The sequence below is a fragment of the Ferruginibacter profundus genome (assembly GCF_054783275.1).
On sequence record NZ_BAAGQW010000003.1, the window covers coordinates 1145173 to 1163283 of the forward strand.

14 protein-coding genes are annotated in these 18111 nt (G+C 40.1%); all 14 read left to right on the plus strand.

Features of this window, described 5'->3' with window-relative positions:
* Positions 1 to 54 precede the first annotated feature (54 nt).
* The 14 genes from ACYVM0_RS24560 (at position 55) to ACYVM0_RS24625 (ending at position 18006) form a co-directional block, all read left to right on the plus strand.
* The gene (locus tag ACYVM0_RS24560) at positions 55 to 1224 is read left to right on the plus strand and encodes a dipeptidase (protein ID WP_460561667.1); all 1170 of its coding nucleotides are present in this window, start codon (positions 55 to 57) and stop codon (positions 1222 to 1224) included.
* Between the two features lie 33 nt (positions 1225 to 1257).
* The gene (locus tag ACYVM0_RS24565; RefSeq protein WP_460561669.1) at positions 1258 to 2580 is read left to right on the plus strand and encodes an APC family permease; all 1323 of its coding nucleotides are present in this window, start codon (positions 1258 to 1260) and stop codon (positions 2578 to 2580) included.
* 20 nt (positions 2581 to 2600) lie between these two features.
* The gene (locus tag ACYVM0_RS24570) at positions 2601 to 4610 is read left to right on the plus strand and encodes a S9 family peptidase (protein WP_460561671.1); all 2010 of its coding nucleotides are present in this window, start codon (positions 2601 to 2603) and stop codon (positions 4608 to 4610) included.
* 23 nt (positions 4611 to 4633) lie between these two features.
* A complete protein-coding gene (locus ACYVM0_RS24575; RefSeq protein ID WP_460561673.1) occupies positions 4634 to 5365 on the plus strand; it encodes a hypothetical protein in 732 nt (243 codons plus the stop codon).
* A 29-nt stretch (positions 5366 to 5394) separates the two neighbouring features.
* Positions 5395 to 6645, plus strand: a complete 1251-nt coding sequence (locus ACYVM0_RS24580) for an amidohydrolase family protein (RefSeq protein ID WP_460561676.1) — start codon at positions 5395 to 5397, stop codon at positions 6643 to 6645.
* Positions 6646 to 6746: 101 nt separating this feature from the next.
* Positions 6747 to 8624 (plus strand): M14 family metallopeptidase, encoded by a 1878-nt coding sequence (locus tag ACYVM0_RS24585; protein WP_460561678.1) that lies wholly within the window; start codon positions 6747 to 6749, stop codon positions 8622 to 8624.
* 44 nt (positions 8625 to 8668) lie between these two features.
* The gene (locus ACYVM0_RS24590) at positions 8669 to 9856 is read left to right on the plus strand and encodes a DUF1624 domain-containing protein (protein WP_460561680.1); all 1188 of its coding nucleotides are present in this window, start codon (positions 8669 to 8671) and stop codon (positions 9854 to 9856) included.
* Between the two features lie 11 nt (positions 9857 to 9867).
* The gene (locus ACYVM0_RS24595; RefSeq protein ID WP_460561682.1) at positions 9868 to 10317 is read left to right on the plus strand and encodes a nuclear transport factor 2 family protein; all 450 of its coding nucleotides are present in this window, start codon (positions 9868 to 9870) and stop codon (positions 10315 to 10317) included.
* A gap of 241 nt (positions 10318 to 10558) precedes the next feature.
* Positions 10559 to 11827, plus strand: coding sequence for a DUF418 domain-containing protein (locus tag ACYVM0_RS24600; RefSeq protein ID WP_460561684.1), 1269 nt, complete (start codon positions 10559 to 10561; stop codon positions 11825 to 11827).
* Entirely contained in the window at positions 11791 to 12711 is a 921-nt protein-coding gene (locus tag ACYVM0_RS24605) for a hypothetical protein (RefSeq protein ID WP_460561686.1), read from the plus strand. The genes ACYVM0_RS24600 and ACYVM0_RS24605 overlap by 37 nt, the downstream gene beginning before the upstream one ends.
* Before the next feature lie 51 nt (positions 12712 to 12762).
* Positions 12763 to 13956: a DUF1624 domain-containing protein gene (locus ACYVM0_RS24610; RefSeq protein ID WP_460561688.1), complete on the plus strand. Its 1194-nt coding sequence runs from the start codon at positions 12763 to 12765 to the stop codon at positions 13954 to 13956.
* A gap of 65 nt (positions 13957 to 14021) precedes the next feature.
* Positions 14022 to 15215, plus strand: a complete 1194-nt coding sequence (locus tag ACYVM0_RS24615; RefSeq protein ID WP_460561690.1) for a DUF1624 domain-containing protein — start codon at positions 14022 to 14024, stop codon at positions 15213 to 15215.
* Between the two features lie 52 nt (positions 15216 to 15267).
* A complete protein-coding gene (locus ACYVM0_RS24620) occupies positions 15268 to 16425 on the plus strand; it encodes a DmpA family aminopeptidase (RefSeq protein ID WP_460561692.1) in 1158 nt (385 codons plus the stop codon).
* An 81-nt stretch (positions 16426 to 16506) separates the two neighbouring features.
* On the plus strand, positions 16507 to 18006 hold the full coding sequence (locus tag ACYVM0_RS24625; protein WP_460561695.1) for a YfcC family protein: 1500 nt from the start codon (positions 16507 to 16509) through the stop codon (positions 18004 to 18006).
* The last annotated feature ends 105 nt before the right edge of the window (positions 18007 to 18111 follow it).

Below are 18111 nucleotides of genomic sequence, written 5' to 3' on the forward strand. Positions count from 1 at the left end.
GAAAAGCCTATAAAAAAGTTATCTTGTTTTTATTTAAATACTTTAATTAGTTACATGAGAAAAACAGTTTTATTCATCAGTATCATTCTATCGCAGCAAGTGTTTGCGCAATCCTATAAAAAAATTCATGCTAAAGCCATTGTTGTGGATACCCATAACGATATACTGATGAAGGCAGCAGATAAAGGAATGGTGTTTGATAAAGACCTTACCGGTAAAACACTCAGCGATTTGACCCGATGGAAAAAAGGCGGACTGGATGTACAAATATTTTCGGTGTATTGCGATGGCGATGCAAAGAACCCTTATGCTTTTGCCAACAGGGAAATGGATAGTCTTGATGCAGTAGCTGCACGTAACCCCGGTAAGATTGTACAAGTGGCCAATTATGCGGAGTTATTAAAAGCAGTGAAGCAACATAAGATAGCTGCTATGTTTGGCGTAGAGGGTGGCCATATGATTGAAGATGACCTGGCTAAATTAGAAGCATTGTATAAACGTGGGGCAAGATATTTAACACTCACACATAATATTGCGCCATCATGGGCTACCAGTGCAGCAGATGAAACTACTAACCCCCAGCTGCCACATAAAGGACTTACTGATTTTGGAAAACAGGTGGTACAAAAAATGAATCAACTCGGGATGATCATTGATGTAAGCCATGTTGGCGAACAAACATTTTGGGATGTAATTAATTTAACTACCAAACCTGTTATGGCATCACATAGCTGTGTATACAATCTTACACCGCACCGCCGCAATTTAAAAGACGACCAGATAAAAGCCATTGCAAAAAACGGTGGTGTTATTCAACTCAACTTTAATCCCGGTTTTATTGACAGCAGTTTTGGGAGAAAGGAAATTGCTTTTCTGAAAAAACATGCCGCTGAAAATGACTCACTGATGAAAGCGGACCTGGGAGATTTTTACAGCATGGATTATCTCTACCAGAAATATACCGAAGAGACCAATGCCATGCGGCCTCCTTTATCTAAGCTCATCGATCATATTGATTATATAGTAAAACTGGTTGGTGTTGATTATGTTGGCCTTGGTTCCGACTTTGATGGCATCAATATAACACCGCAGCAACTGGATGATGTTACCTCATATCCATTAATTACAAAAGCGTTAGTAGACAAAGGATACAGTAAAACAGATATCACAAAAATTTTAGGAGGAAATTTTTTGAGGGTATTAAAAGCGAATGAGGCAAAATAAAAAATTATACCTCTACTTACTCAAACCAACAAAATGGTAACTGAAAAAACGGGCGAAGGATTAAAACGGGTAATAGGGATACCGGGATTGGCACTAAACATTGTAAACGGCATCATTGGTGCAGGCATATTTGCATTGCCCGCCATTGCAGGTATTGCCCTGGGTGCCTTTGCAATATCCGGTTACATATTCTGTAGTATTATGCTGGCTGCTATTATGCTTTGCTATGCCGAAATTGGCAGCAAGGTTACCAGTAGCGGCGGTTCCTATGCTTATGTGGAAGCAGCGTTCGGATACTTTGCCGGTTATATCATTAATTGGTTGTTCTTTTTTGGCTGGAATGTTTTAGGTAGTGCTGCGTTAATGAATATTATTGCGGATTCCCTCGCAGCCATGTTTCCTGTTTTTTTACATCCATTGATCCGTGCTGCACTGTCTTTTGTATTACTTGGTTTTATGCTGCTGATAAATATCCGTGGCGCAAAAGAAGGAATGGATTTGGTGAAACTGATTACCATTATAAAGTTATTACCCCTGCTGGGTATTATTATCTTTGGTTTTAGCCATGTAAAAGCTGCCAACCTGCATTGGGAACATGCTCCATCATTAAAAACATTTGGTGACACAGCGCTCATTTTATTTTTTGCCTTTGCTGGTTTTGAAACCTCGCTGGGTGTTAGCGGAGAATTTAAAAACCCCAAACGCACTGTACCGCTGGGTATTTTCATTGGTGGCATCATAGTACTGATCGTTTATATGCTGTTACAAACTGTAACGCAAGGCGTGTTGGGTGCCGGAATGGCGTCGTTTAAAGATGCACCACTGGCAGCCGTAGCCGAAACAATTATCGGTCCGGCCGGGGCTACAATTTTGCTTTTTACTGCAGCTATCTCCTGCTTTGGATGTGTAAGTGCCGATGTGATGGGTACGCCACGGTCATTATTTGCAGGAGCCAACAATGGTATGTTTCCAAAGTTCCTCAGTAAGGTGCATCCCAGATATGCCACACCATATTTAGCTTTAATTACCTACACTATACTCATTTTTATTTTTTCTGTTTCCGGCGGCTTTAAACAATTGGCTGTATTGGCCAGTGCTGCTATACTGCTGGTTTATCTTGCTGTTATTTTAGCTACCATTAAATTAAGAAAGCGGCCACAAACATCAGAAAAAACATTCAGGGCACCCGGCGGATTAGTGACTCCTATAATTGGTATTGCAGCCATTGGCTGGCTACTGAGCAGTTTAAGTAAATGGGAGTTATTGTCTGCTATCATTTTTATTGCCATAGTATGCGTCATGTATTTTGTAACCCGGCAATTTAAAAAATCAAATAATGCTGCTAAAACTTTATAATAAAACAAACCTTACATAAAATGAAAATTAAACCAGCAATCCTTGTATTTATCGTTTTGGTGACGGCATTTTCTTTTCAGCTTCCGGCGCAGAAGAAGCTTGAAATAGCAGATTATGCAAAGTTTGTCAATGTCTCCGATCCGCAAATATCACCTGATGGCAAAAGCATTGTGATAGTGGTGTCCAGGCCCGATTATGTTCAAAACCGTTTCAATGCCGAATTGGTGTTGGTAGATGTGGCTTCCGGTAAAAAGCGGGTACTCACGCAGGATAGGTTTGCGGTATCGAGCCCACGGTGGTCGCCTAATGGCGAACAACTGGCGTTTATAGCCCGGACCGGCCAAGGCAGGGATATTACCAACCAGATCTATTTACTTTCGCTGCAGGGTGGCGAAGCAAAACAAATTACCAAAGCACCTAAAGGCGTGCAACATTTTGCATGGAGCCCCAACTCCGCCAATATTGCTTATGCAGCTCTTAACGAACCTAAAAACAAACAGGATATTGAAAAAGGTTATACAGCTTTTGAAGTAACCAATAATGACATGTTTGTGGGCAGTCAACCATTGCCTGCACATATCTGGCTGGTAAATACCAACACAGGAGAAAATAAAAGATTAACCGATGGCGACTGGAGTTTACCCATTGTAATTCCCCCGAGTGCCCCATCTTCTCCATTCTCCTGGTCGCCAGATGGAAAAACCATCTTGTTTGTAAAAGTAGCCACTGCCTATTCGGGTGATGGGCAAAACAGAACTATCCAGCTGCTTACTGTTGCGGATGGAACTTACCAACCATTAACCACAAGAACTAAATTTGAGGCATACCCGAATTTTTCTCCTGATGGCAGTAAAATTTCTTATTGGTATAAAATAGGAAATATAAATGGCAGTATCAATGAACTTTGGCTGTCCGGTGCCAATGGCGGTGAAGGTAAACCCGTTTCCACACCATTAAACAGAGACGTGTACCTGTCTGCCTGGATGCCCGACAATAAAACCATATTAACAGGCGGGCACGATGACAATAAAACATCTTTATGGACCATGGGTTCAGACGGCAAGGCTACAGCGCTTAATTTAGGAAATATCTGCCCTTCCTGGAGTTTCTGGCTGGATGCTACTTTAAGCAAAACCAGCGCTATTGCTTTTACAGGTTCTGAACCCAATAAGCCGGTGGAATTATATTTCATGGCATCAACTACTTCAAAACCTGTTCAATTAACCGACTACAACAGCGAAGTAAGTAAAATGACATTAGGCAAAACTGAAACCATCAGGTGGGACAATGAAGGCAGGAAACATTGCGGCATTGTAACCTACCCTGCCAACTATGAAAAAGGCAAAAAATATCCCTTGGTGCTGGTGATACATGGTGGCCCCAATGCGGCCTCAGTAGATCAGTTTTCAAGATTTTCGCAAATACTGGCTAACGAAGGATACTTTGTGTTTGAACCCAATTACAGGGGCAGCGATAATTTAGGTAATGAATATAAAATTGCTATTGTACAGGATGCCGGTGCAGGGCCGGGCAGGGATGTAATGACAGGATTGGAAAAACTGAAAGCCACAGGCATGATAGATACTGCAAAGATCGGCCTAAGCGGCTGGTCGTATGGTGGCTTTATGACTGTTTGGCTAGCAGGGCATTACGGTGGCTGGAAAGCAGCAGTAGCAGGCGCTGCAGTAACTGACTGGGTGGACCAATATAGTTTCAGCGATTTTAATGTGGGCCGTGCAAGTGCATTGGGTGGATCGCCTTTTACAGGTGATAATATGAAGAATTACATCGCTCAATCACCCATTACTGAAGCCAGGAACATTAAAGCCCCTACACTTATCCTTGCCAACACCGCCGACCCAAGAGTACCGGTTACGCAATCCTATAAGTTATATCATACACTGGTAGACAACGGCACTACCACAAAATTTATAGCCTGGCCAATTCCTGCGCATAATGCAAGCGACCCTGTAACACAGATGGAAAGAGACAAGTTATGGGTGAATTGGCTGAATACGTATTTGAAGTAAGCCGTGTAAATACATTTCACAAAATGCTACAAGATAAAATCAGTCAGCCTGCTCCCATCAAAACACGGAATATTATTTTCGGGATGATACTGGTATTTATTATTGTGCATATCGGATTTCATGCTACTTATATAAAAGAATTTCCGGTGTTTCAAAAATATAACTGGCTGCATCATATCCATGGAGCATTAATGGGCAGTTGGATACTGCTGTTACTGCTACAACCCATTTTGATACACAGGAAAAAATTTGCAACACATCGCTTTTTGGGTAAATTAAGTTACGCGATTGCTCCCTGTATGATTGTGTCAATGGTATTAGTAGCCAGGTATAATTATCAAACGGGCATTCTTAAAAAATCAGCTGCGGATGTGATAGCCACACAATCCATAACATGGATGCAAATAGTGATGTTTGTATTGTTTTATTCATTAGCCATCTATTGTAGAAAGAACCCTTACAAGCACATGCGTTTTATGATTGCCACGGCTATCATCATGCTTGGCCCGCCAATAAACAGAATCATCGTCAGCTATTTTCCAGGCGTACCTATACCTTATATTTTCCTGATTGCTTTATACATAAAAACCAGTGTAGCTGCCGCTTTGTTTTTAAATGATGTTATGAAAAAGAAAAACTTAATGCCCGCTTTGATCGTGCTTTCAGCTTTTCTATTTTCTGATATCGTATTTCATGCCCGTTATTCAGCTGCGTGGCAGGCTATAGGAAGATTTATTGTGAATACATTTTATTGATCGTGAAAAAAGTAAAACAGCTCCTCATTATGCAAAAAATAAAAATCCTGCTTATCTCACTGCTGAGTGTATTTTCTGTTGATCTTTTAGCACAAAATTCTGTGATCAAAGCAGGGCACTTTTTTGATAGCCGAAACGGAAAGATGCTGGATAACCAGGTGATAATAATTCAGCAGGGGAAAATAAAAGACGTTGGATCAAATCTGAAAATTAATAAAACAGATACCGTTATTGACCTTTCTGATTCATGGGTATTACCCGGATTAATGGATTGTCATGTTCATATAACAAGCAATCTCTCGTACAGAAAACGAAACTGGAATGATGTTGATGTTACAGAAAGCAATGCTTTACGTGCCATAAGGGGTTCAGTTGTTGCCAAACAGTTTTTAGAAAATGGTTTTACCACCATTAAAGAAATTGGCAATGATGCAAACTACGCAACAGCCGACATTATTAAAGCTATCAAAAACGGGTGGATACAAGGCCCAACAATAGTTTATGCCGGAAAAATCATTGCACCTTATGGTGGCCAGTCCTGGGGAATTAACCCGGAACATGAACATTTTTGGGATTGGGAATATATTGATGCGGACACTCCTGAGGAAATTGTAAAAGCTATCCGGAAAAATTACTACAATGGTGCAACTGTTATTAAGATGGTAACCGGTGACAATGGAATATATGATGTTGAAGATATTAAAGTGGCAGTAGCTGAAGCAAAAAAATATGGATTAAAAGTTACGGTTCATGTAAAGATGGGTGGGCAGGAAGCTACTAATGTAATTTTAGGTGGCGCTGCTGCTATTGAACATGGTTTTGGTTTAGACAACACCCAACTTCAGCTAATGAAAGACAAGGGGACTTTTTTAGTAGGTACAGACCTGGCTTTTGACAATTGGTACGCCTACGGATTTGATTCTGCTAAAGCGAAGAACTGGGTTATTACAGATGTAGACAGGCTTAAAAGAGCTTATGCAATAGGTACCAGGATGGCTTTTGGCACCGACATCGTTATTGACCTGCCTGGTTTAAACCGGGTGCAGTCGAATCTTAAAATTTTAGAAAACTGGAAGTTAGCCGGTATTCCACCATCCTATATTTTACAATGTATGACAACGAATGCTGCCGAATTATTAGGTATAGAAAAAGAGAGAGGGATATTAGCGCCATCTTACTATGCAGATATTATTGCACTTAAAAATAATCCTCTTACTGATATTGAAGCAATCAGGACCGTTCAGTTCGTGATGAAAGAAGGAAAAGTTATCAGGAGGTAGTTAAAGAACAATAATAAAGTTTAGTGAAAGAAAAACAGGAAAATAGAAAACCTATTGGAATAAATAGTTAAACAATAAAATGAATTTTAGAAATAAAAAACATGCGCCACTTAAATAAAATACGATTAGCAATTTATTCCATTTGTACTCTGTTGGTATTATCATCAACAGCACAATCCATTCTTCCTCCGGTAATAGACTGGCATGGTAAGAGTGAAGCATTAATTGCCAATGCAAATAATCCATGGATAACAGCAACTGAAAAATCAGGCTTTGTAACTACACCGGATTACAAAGAAACCATGGCCTGGTTTAAAAAATTAGCAGATGCTTCGCCACTATTAACCATGATCTCTATTGGTAAATCGGTAGAAGGCCGTGATATATTTATGATCATTGCTTCTGCAGAAAAAAACATAACAGCTGCTGCATTAAAAAAATCAACCAAACCATTGCTGCTGGCCCAGGCAGGTATTCACTCCGGAGAAATAGATGGTAAAGATGCAGGCATGATGTTGCTTCGTGATATTGCTTTTGGTAATAAAAGATCATTATTAGACAAAGTGAATTTTTTATTCATCCCCATTTTAAGTGTGGATGCACATGAACGTTCTTCGCCTTACAACAGGCCTAACCAAAGAGGTCCGCAAAATCAAGGCTGGAGAACCAATGCACAAAACTTAAACCTCAACAGGGATTATGCAAAGCTGGACACTAAAGAAATAAGGTCGGTGATACAGGTGATGAATGACTACGATCCTGTTTTGTATATGGATATTCATGTTACTGACGGTGCCGATTACCAGTACGACATTACCTTTGGCGGCATTGGTAAACAAGGCTACTCCAACAACATCCGGGATTGGTTGGAGAATACCTATAAACTTACTGCCGATAAAGATCTAACTGTCAGCGGTCATATCCCCGGTCCGTTATTAAATGCATTCAACGACCGTGATTTTTCACAGGGAAATATTGTAACGACCGGCGGCCCCAGATTCTCTGATAGCTATGGCGACCTGCGTCACCTTGCAGCAATACTGGTGGAAAATCATTCTTTAAAACCTTATAAGCAACGTGTATTGGGCACTTATGTTTTATTGGAAAGCACTTTAAAAATTTTAGCTACAGAAGGAGCATCATTAAAACAAATTACTGAAAAGGATAAAGCAGTAAGACTTGCAAAAATGCCCATGGCATGGAAAGTACCGCAAATGAAAAATACCGTAAGCTTTGATACCCGATCAAATCCCACAGCTGCAGACGCAACAATGGCAGCCCCTGATAGTTTACAATTATTGGGAATTGCTGCGGTAATTCGTAAGTCATCTGTAACCAATTCCGACTATGTGGAATGGCAGGGCAAAGCCGTAACAGCAACCGTTGCCGATTATAAATCAACAGAACCTTATGATTTTATAGCAAGGCCAAAAGGTTATTGGGTACCTGCATCCTGTGATGAGGTGATAACAAGATTAAAATTACACGGAATAAAAATGGATATCATAAAAGAACCCCGTGAAGTAATGGTAGAAATGTACCGTATCACCAATCATGTGTTTGAAGACGATAGCCATATACTACAACCATTTGAAGGGCATATACAGGTTACCGGCACCACAAAATCTGAAACGAGAAAACAATTATTTCCTCCCGGCTCTGTGTATATTTCCACTGATCAGCCATTGGGCGACCTGGCGATGTTATTACTGGAACCTGTTTCTAAAGATTCTTATTTCAGCTGGGGATTTTTTGATGCCATTTTTCAGCGTACCGAATATATTGAAGCCTATATCATGGAACCGATGGCAAAAAAAATGTTAGCAGAATCACCTGCATTGCAAAAAGAGTTTGACGAAAAGAAAGCAACGGATAAAAATTTTGCGAATGATCAATATGCAATCCTCACCTGGTTTTACAGCAAAACAAAATTTTATGATGACCGCTACTTATTGTACCCGGTAGGCAAAACGTTATGACAGTATAGTCCATTTACTAATTAAAAATTATCAACACCTCATCCATGACTACACTCATTAAAAAGAACCGGATAGAATCCATCGATCTGCTTCGTGGTATCATCATGATCATTATGGCGCTGGATCATAGCAGGGATTATTTTCATAAAGCAGCCCTGATCGATGATCCGTTGAATCTGGATACTACCACACCGTTTTTGTTTTTCACAAGATGGGTCACTCATTTTTGTGCTCCCATTTTTTTATTCCTGTCTGGTGTATCGGCATGGTTACAGAATGGCAGAAAAACAAAAAAAGAATTGAGCCGGTTTTTAATTACCCGTGGGCTTTGGCTAATATTGGTTGATCTTATTATTATAACATTAGGTACTACCGGTGATATTCATTTCAGTTATTTTATTATACAAACACTTTGGGCAATTGGTATCAGCATGGCCATACTGGGGTTGATGATCTGGTTACCTTTTTATGCAATTTTAATAACTGGACTGGTGATCGTTCTCGGGCATAACGCAATTGATTTTGCAGAAGTGAATCACCAGGGTGCTTATCCATTTTGGTGGAGCCTGTTGCACAGGCAAGCTGATATTCCGCTGTGGGATGGACATCATTTATTTATATTTTATCCATTTCTTTCCTGGAGTGGATTAATGATGCTGGGATATTGTTTTGGTAAAGTGTTTACTACATACGAGCCTGCTAAACGAAGTAAAATTCTTATTGGAACAGGATTGGGCTTACTGGCATTTTTTGCAGTGCTGCGTTATACAAACAGGTATGGCGATCCTTTGCATTGGTCAGAGCAAAAAAATGCCGTGTATACTTTTTTGTCTTTTATGAATGTGCAAAAATATCCGCCATCATTATTGTACATGTGTGCCACCATTGGCCCTGCACTCATCTTTCTTGGATTGGTTAAGCAAACCCGAAGCCGTTTTTCAAAAATATTTATTGTGTATGGCAGGGTACCTATGTTCTATTATATCATTCATTTTTATGTACTCAGTACGATCAATATTGTGTTGTACCTATCCCGTGGCCACAACGTTGCCGATGGATTAAAAGGTGTGCCGGGTATGCCGTGGAAATTTGTTGCCCCCGGCGAAGGGTATAGCCTTGCAACAGCTTATGCCATCTGGCTTACTGTTGTAATTGCATTATATCCTTTGTGCAAATGGTACGACAGGTACAAGAGCAGTCATCCTGAAAAGAAATGGCTGAGTTATTTATAAAATTTTATCAAATGAAAAAAATACCACTGCTGCTCATTACCTTTTTATTTTCAACGGCGTTAATGGCGCAGGAAATATTAACGCCCCGTCAGCAGGACGTACAGCAAACAGTTATAAAATTGTTTGACGCATTATCCAACCGTGATTCTGTCAATCTGAAAAATTACAGCACTGCGGATATTACCCTGTATGAATATGGCCAGGTTTGGACTATAGATACACTTATATTGAAAGCCATTACATTGAACCAATCAACAGATTTTAAACGTACCAATAGTTTTGAGTTCATTAACACTGATATAGATAAAGCTATGGCATGGGTTAGTTACCGGCTGCAGTCGGTAGTAACCAGGGATGGAAAACAATCGACAGCACAATGGTTGGAAACAGTAGTTTTAGTGAAGCTAAAAAAACAATGGAAAGTAAAACACCTGCACTCAACATTGATCAAACGAAGTTAAAAATCAACAGCAATACATTTCAATAATACAATCATGAAAAAAATATTTGAATTGGTAAATAGTAAAGTTGGGATTAATTAGAATGCCGGATTAAAATAAATAGTGCCAGCTAGTAATAAACTTTATGGAATATGAAAGTAATCCCGCTGTAGTTTATTATCTTACAAAACCTTGTCCAACCCCTTGCAAATCTGCTTTAACCTGCCTTCGGCTTATCCTAAAATAAAATCAGACAGAAAATATGCAAACCTTAAATCCTGTTCAAACCAGTGAGAGAGAAACTTTTATGGATGTGTTGCGTGGCTTTGCCATCCTCGGCATTTTTATTGCCAACCTGGGTAGCGGTTTTAGTGGCTATAGCGAGGAGGCGCATTTAAGCGGCCCTTTGCTGGCACCCGGACCGGATCATACCATGAGTTTTCTGCACCATATGTTTATTGAAGGAAAATTCTATTCTATTTTCAGCTTATTATTTGGGTGGGGTATTGCACTGCAGGTAAAAAGAGGTATCGATAAAGGTATAAATGCCATACCAACGGTAAGGCGGAGACTATATTTTATGTTACTGCTTGGCTTTATTCATTTAATGATCTGGCCGGGAGATATTGTTTTCTTTTATGCCCTGCTGGGATTTCTGCTGCTGCCATTGCGCAAATTTTCTAACCAAACATTATTGATAACAGGAGCCATACTGATGCTTTCTCCCATTTTATTGTATTGGCTTAAAAGGACCTACCCGGACCTTAACTATCCTGCTCAAAAATTGCAGGCACTGGGCAATTGGGCAGATATAAAGTTAAATCCGAAGCTGAAAGATATTACAAGCCAGGCAGAGTATATGGAAGTAATGAAAAATGCCAGCTGGTTCGATGTATTAAAAGGAAACATGGCCGGCTTTTTTTACAGGTATAGTTATTTATTTTTTGTAAGCCGTATTCCCAAAGTGTTAGGTATGTTCCTGGTAGGTTATGTAGTAGGGCGTTCTGATTTTTATAAAAATATTGCACAGCATAAAAAGATATTGTATTGGGTAATTGGTATCGGGTTGATAGTGGGATTGCCTGCCAATTATTTCCTGGCATATTACATGTCAAATTTTGAAGGAGATTATTTCGGACTTAAAATAAATGGCTTTTACGAAACCATTGCCTATGCATTTGGTGTGGCAGAACTGGCCATGGTATACGTTGCACTCTTCATGCTCAGTTTTCAAACAACTGCAGGTAAAAAAATATTATCTGTGCTTGCGCCAGTGGGTAAGATGGCCTTCAGCAATTATATCCTGCAATCCCTTACCGGCAATTTTGTTTTTCTAGGCCCAGGCCTTGGATATGGCGGACAGGTAGGACCATTCTGGTATACGATCCTGGGTATCGGGTTCTTCATTATCCAGATCATTCTTAGTACTGCCTGGTTAAAATATTTTAACTACGGTCCGCTGGAATGGTTGTGGCGCAGTGCTACCTATAAAAAATGGCAACCAATGAAAAAAACAAATTCAATCGCTTAGTAATGGAGGAAAATACAAACATACCGGAAGACGTGAATGGTGAATCGTCAGACGTGAATGGTGAAACTTTTCAACCGATTGCGGGTGCAATAGCACAACAATCTGAAATTCAAAATCAACAATCTGAAATCGACAACATGGAAGTACATCATCATACACACCCGGGCCACGGTAAAAAAACATGGAAGGAATATTTCTGGGAATTCTTTATGCTATTCCTGGCAGTATTCTGCGGTTTTTTAGCCGAGTATCAATTAGAACAAACTATCGAACACCATCGCGAAAAACAATACATAGAATCGATGGTGGCAGATTTAAAAAGCGACCAGGATGTATTATCGCAAAACATTACCTGGGTAAAAAACGGTATTGCCATGATGGACACACTAACCACCATTTTAAATACGCCATCGCAAATTGCTGATCGTACCGGCGAATTGTATTTTTTAGTAAGGCTGGCACCCAGGCTAAAACCCCTGGTCAATAACAGCAGAACGTTTGAGCAGTTAAAGAACTCGGGCAATTTCAGGTTGATACGGCAACTGGAAGCTTCTAACAAAATCATGACCTACTACGAAAAATTTCCGCTGGTGCGTTTACTGGAATCAATTAATGAAACGGAATTCACCGAATATAAAAAAGCGGTGGCAAAAATCTTTGATCCTATAGTGCTTGTTAGCATGGAAGGCAACAGGGATGAGATATTGCGTATTAAAGATAATCCGCCATTGCGAACCATGGACAAAGAAATGCTGCAGCAATTAGCTGTGTTTGCAGTGTACATGCGTGGTACCAAAAAAGGGGTACTGGGTGCCGATGAAGAGTTGAAAACTGCAGGTGCAGAACTGATCGCTTATTTACAAAAGGAATATCATTTAGAATAAAAAATTGTGCCGCGGCCGGTGTCTTCACCCACCAACGAAAAAAATATGATCATGCAACAACCATTACAACTTACCAGCAAAAGGATCGGGTCTATCGATCTGCTTCGTGGCCTGGTTATGATCATCATGGCGTTGGATCATGTAAGAGATTATTTTCATGACGATGCCTTTATGTACAATCCGCTTGACCTTGACAAAACCAGCACCGTATTATTTTTTACCAGGTGGATCACGCATTTTTGTGCACCTGTATTTATGTTCCTGGCTGGTACCGCTGCCTGTATTTCGGGGCAAAAGAAAACCAAAAAAGAGTTATCGCTTTTTCTTTTATCACGTGGTTTATGGCTTATCTTTCTTGAACTCACATTGATTGGTTTAGAATGGAATTTCGATATTACCTTTTCTAATTTTTATTTTATTGTGATATGGGCATTAGGGATAAGCATGATCGCTCTTGCAGGTTTAATTCATTTGCCTTTTAAATTGATACTGGCTATTGGTATTGTACTGGTGGCAGGCCATAACCTTTTAGATGGTGTTCATGTAAACGGAAATAATTTACCTGCTTTTGGCTGGGCATTAGTGCACCAACCCAATTTCTTCACCTGGTATGGAAAAAATATTCTTGTAGGATATCCCGCTTTACCATGGATTGGGGTAATGGCATTGGGCTATTGCCTTGGTATTTTGTATAGCAAAGATTTTGATGCAGCAAAAAGAAAAAAATTATTACTGCGCATTGGCAGCGGGGCAATTGTAGCATTTATTTTGCTCCGCTTTATCAATGTATACGGCGATGCTGCTCACTGGAGCAGCCAACCATCTGCATGGTACACGGCGCTTTCATTTATTAAGGTCACCAAATACCCTCCTTCTTTATTATATGTTTTAATGACACTGGGGCCTGCTATACTTTTTCTTGCTGTAACAGAAAATGTAAACAACAGGGTTTCAAAAATGGTAAGTATTTATGGCCGTGTTCCCATGTTCTATTATATACTGCATATTTTCCTGGTGCATTTATTTACCCTGCTGGCTGCTGGCTGGTTCACCCATTTTGGTTTCAGGATATGGTTATTGGAGCAACCTTTATGGTCGTCCACCAAGCTCAAAGGATACGGTTTTAATTTAGGCATTGTATACCTGGTTTGGATAAGCATTGTGGTTATGTTGTATCCTTTATGTAAATGGTACGATAGGTATAAAACCAGTCATAAAGAAAAATGGTGGCTGAGTTATCTATAAATAAAACCTGTAGCAGTGTCTTTACCCACCATGAAAAATAAATAAAATAGTATAAAAGTACTTGTATGCAACAACCGTCACTTCCTAACAACAAAAGAATCGAATCCATCGATCTGCTTCGTGGCCTTGTTATGATCATCATGGCACTCGATCATACCCGTGATTTTTTTCATAACGAAGCGCTTACCGGCGACCCACTCAATGTAACTACCACCACGCCATTTTTATATTTTACCAGGTGGGTCACGCATTTTTGTGCGCCCACATTTGTTTTTCTTTCAGGCGTATCGGCATGGTTGCAAAGCCGGCGAAAAACCACTGCAGCGCTTAGCCGCTTTTTAATTACCCGTGGTATATGGCTGGTATTTTTAGAGCTTACCGTTATTACGCTTGGTATTACCGGCGATATTCACTTTGGCATCTTTGTACTGCAAACCATCTGGTCTATTGGTATCAGCATGGTTATTTTAGGATTGATGATATGGTTACCCTTTAATGTAATTCTTATTGCAGGTGTATTAATTGTGTTCGGCCACAATATGCTGGATTTTGCCGAAGCTAAAAGTATGGGAAATGTAAATGAATTCTGGATTTTTTTACACAAACCCGGTATGTTGCATTTATGGGGCAACCATATACTGGGGGTATTTTATCCTTTCTTACCATGGACGGGTCTGATGTTGCTGGGTTATTGCGCCGGCAAAATTTTCAGCGATGTGGATGCTGAACGCAGAAAAAAAATATTGTTGTTTACCGGTACTGGTGCATTGCTGTTTTTTGCTGCGTTAAGAGCAACCAATGTTTATGGTGACCCTTCTCATTGGTCGTCACAAAAAGATGGTGTATATACTTTTCTTTCTTTTATGAATGTAACCAAGTATCCGCCTTCTTTATTGTATACCTGTGCTACGGTGGGTTGTGGATTGATCTTTTTAGCACTGGTAAAAAACACCGGCAACCGTATTTCCAGGATAATTATTGTATATGGCCGGGTGCCATTCTTCTATTACGTGTTGCATTTTTATTTACTGCACATTATTGAAGTAGGTTGCTATTTATCAAGAGGCCATAGCCTGGCAGAGGGTATGAAAGGGGCGCCTGGTATTCCGTTTAAATTTGCTGTACCCGGCGAAGGTTATAGTTTATGGGTGGTGTACGGTATCTGGGCTGCAGTAGTAATTGCATTATACCCTTTATGTAAATGGTACGATAAGTATAAGACCAGTCATAAAGAAAAATGGTGGCTGAGTTATTTATAAAAAAATCATCATAGCAGTGTCTTCACTGCCAATAGTAAAACAATTAATCGTTATGAAAATTATTATAACACTACTGTTACTTATTTTAATTCAGTTTACAAGTGACGCTCAACAACCCCGTGCAAGAGATATAGGTATTCCCTTTGATGGAACACCCGGAAAATTCAATGCCATCACCGATGTAAAAGGTGTGGAAGTGGGTTATAGTACCATCATCACCGGCGAAGGAAAAAACATTCGTGGCAAAGGCCCGGCACGTACAGGCGTAACCGCTGTTTTACCAAGAGGCAGAAATAATAATCCTGTATATGCCAACTGGTATACACTAAATGGTAATGGAGAAATGACAGGTACTACATGGATAACAGAATCCCGTTTTTTAGAAACCCCCATCATGATCACCAATACCAACAGCGTGGGTGTGGTTAGAGATGCGGTATTAAAATGGTTTGTAAAAACGGGCTGGTACAAAGAGGATTTCTGGTACACTTATCCCGTAGTGGCAGAAACTTATGATGGTTTTTTAAATGACATTTACGGTTTTCATGTAAAAGAAGAAAATGCCTATGAAGCATTGGACAGTGCAAAGAGCGGTTTTATTAAAGAAGGCAATGTAGGCGGTGGCACGGGTATGATGTGCCTGGGGTTTAAAGGTGGTACGGGTACCTCATCAAGGGTAATAAAAATTAAAGACTCTGCCTATACAGTTGGTGTATTGGTACAATCCAACTTTGGTTCGAAAAGAAATTTTACCATTGCGGGTGTGCCTGTAGGTAAGGAATTAAAAGACACCATGAATTATGAATTTAAAGCGCCGCCATCATACCAGCCGGGTGATGGTTCTATCATTGTGGTATTAGCCACTGATGCACCATTATTACCACACCAGTTAAAAAGAATTGCGGCAAGGGTGGCGCTGGGTGTGGGTAAAGTGGGCGGCCGCGGAGAGAATGGTTCCGGCGACATCTTCATTACTTTTTCAACCGCCAATCCATCTGCTTTTCAAAGAGATAATTTTACTAAAGTAGAAGTATTGCCCAATGATATGATCAATCCGCTATTTGATGCTACTGTACAGGCCGTGGAAGAAGCCATCATTAATGCGATGGTAGCCGCAGAAACTATGGAAGGTATCAATGGCAACAAGGCTTATGCATTACCGCATCAGTTGGTGATTGATGTGTTGAAAAAATATAACCGTATTAAATAGATGACCTTGAAAATCTATGCTTAAATATTTTATTGACCAATGAAAAAAATAATAGAGCAGTTAGATAAAAATTAAGTAAGCATGGCAAACAAAAGAGCGTTCCCGGGGCCGATACCCATTTTAATGTTAGTGATCATACTGGCTGCTGCAGGCACCTGGTTATTGCCTGCCGGGCAGTACAATAAACTTGCAGTAAGTGGTAAGAATTTTACAATGGTTACCGATACCAATGAGATCATACTGCCGCTTACGCAACAAACATTAGACAGCCTGGGCATACAAATAAAAATAGATAAATTTATTGCCGGTGATATACGCAAACCCGTATCAGTACCCGGTTCTTTTACCAAACAAAAAAGAAACCAGCAGGGTTTCATTAGTATTTTGCAGGCTCCCATCAAAGGCATTGTAGATAGTGTGGAAATTATTTTATTCGTTCTTGTTATCGGCGGCTTTATGTTTGTGTTTAACGAAACCGGTGCCATGGTAAAAGGCATTACCTGGCTGGCACATACCATGAAAGGCCGTGAACAATGGCTCATCGCTATTCTCACTATTGTATTTTCTTTTTTCGCCGGCTCCTATGGCATGTATGAAGAAGCAATTATCTTTTATCCGATACTGGTACCACTTTTCCTGGCTGCAGGTTATGATCTGCTGGTACCGCTGGCCATTATTTTCGGGGGCACTACCATTGGTTCGCTTCCCGCTTTCTCCAATCCATTTTCTGTCATCATTGCATCCAATGCAGCAGGTATCAACTGGATGGACGGCCTTGGTGAGCGCCTCGTACTCTGGGTAATCGTTACTGCATTATTGGTGTGGTATATTTTACGCTATGCGGCTAAAATAAAAAAAGATCCCACCGCTTCCCTGGTATTTAAAATTGATGGCGAGGTAAAACCATTGTACGAAATAAATATCAGCAACGAAACCAGTGCCCCTGAACTGGAGGGAAAAACAAAATTATTATTGCTCATCTACATCGTTACTTTCTTAACCATGATTGGCGGTGTGGTGTTTTTAGGTTGGTGGACAACGGAAATGTCTGCACTCTTTCTCGGCTCTTCCATACTGGTGGCTTTAATAACCGGCCTCAACGAAAAAGTATTTATCCGTGAATTTATTAACGGCGCAGCAAGTTTACTGTCGGTTGCCTTTATCATTGGTGTAGCCAGGGGCGTTACTATCATTTTAAACGATGGCCACGTAAGCGATTCTATTTTGTATTATGCTGCCAATATGGTGCAGGGTATACAACCGGCATTTTTTATTTTGTTGCTGTTATTGTTTTATGTGGTGTTTTCCATTTTCATACAATCCTCTTCGGGTATGGCGGTATTAACCATGCCCATTATTGGCGCATTGGCTATACTGGTGCGTGTGCCGGGCCGAGAAATTGTAAATTCTTATATGTATGGTATGTGCCTCATGTCTTTCCTGGCGCCTACCGGGCTGATATTACCATCGCTTGCCATGGTTAATATTAGTTTAAAGACCTGGTTTAAATTTATTATGCCGCTGTTGATCATCTTTGCCATCATCAGCATGGTGGCATTGGTGATCGGCATTTATTTATAAAAAAGAAAAACATTGAGTAACTTAAAAAAGAAGGAGAACGTTTACAAAAAACCGTTGGCAGGGCTTTTAACCGCTGACGGGGTTTATAACCGCCGTCAGGGTTAT

What these genes read in the sequence shown, in the direction of transcription:
- ACYVM0_RS24560 (WP_460561667.1), top strand. Translation starts at nt 55, where the DNA reads ATGAGAAAAACAGTTTTATTCATCAGTATCATTCTATCGCAGCAAGTG.
- ACYVM0_RS24565 (WP_460561669.1), top strand. Translation starts at nt 1,258, where the DNA reads ATGGTAACTGAAAAAACGGGCGAAGGATTAAAACGGGTAATAGGGATA.
- ACYVM0_RS24570 (WP_460561671.1), top strand. Translation starts at nt 2,601, where the DNA reads ATGAAAATTAAACCAGCAATCCTTGTATTTATCGTTTTGGTGACGGCA.
- ACYVM0_RS24575 (WP_460561673.1), top strand. Translation starts at nt 4,634, where the DNA reads ATGCTACAAGATAAAATCAGTCAGCCTGCTCCCATCAAAACACGGAAT.
- ACYVM0_RS24580 (WP_460561676.1), top strand. Translation starts at nt 5,395, where the DNA reads ATGCAAAAAATAAAAATCCTGCTTATCTCACTGCTGAGTGTATTTTCT.
- ACYVM0_RS24585 (WP_460561678.1), top strand. Translation starts at nt 6,747, where the DNA reads ATGCGCCACTTAAATAAAATACGATTAGCAATTTATTCCATTTGTACT.
- ACYVM0_RS24590 (WP_460561680.1), top strand. Translation starts at nt 8,669, where the DNA reads ATGACTACACTCATTAAAAAGAACCGGATAGAATCCATCGATCTGCTT.
- ACYVM0_RS24595 (WP_460561682.1), top strand. Translation starts at nt 9,868, where the DNA reads ATGAAAAAAATACCACTGCTGCTCATTACCTTTTTATTTTCAACGGCG.
- ACYVM0_RS24600 (WP_460561684.1), top strand. Translation starts at nt 10,559, where the DNA reads ATGCAAACCTTAAATCCTGTTCAAACCAGTGAGAGAGAAACTTTTATG.
- ACYVM0_RS24605 (WP_460561686.1), top strand. Translation starts at nt 11,791, where the DNA reads ATGGCAACCAATGAAAAAAACAAATTCAATCGCTTAGTAATGGAGGAA.
- ACYVM0_RS24610 (WP_460561688.1), top strand. Translation starts at nt 12,763, where the DNA reads ATGCAACAACCATTACAACTTACCAGCAAAAGGATCGGGTCTATCGAT.
- ACYVM0_RS24615 (WP_460561690.1), top strand. Translation starts at nt 14,022, where the DNA reads ATGCAACAACCGTCACTTCCTAACAACAAAAGAATCGAATCCATCGAT.
- ACYVM0_RS24620 (WP_460561692.1), top strand. Translation starts at nt 15,268, where the DNA reads ATGAAAATTATTATAACACTACTGTTACTTATTTTAATTCAGTTTACA.
- ACYVM0_RS24625 (WP_460561695.1), top strand. Translation starts at nt 16,507, where the DNA reads ATGGCAAACAAAAGAGCGTTCCCGGGGCCGATACCCATTTTAATGTTA.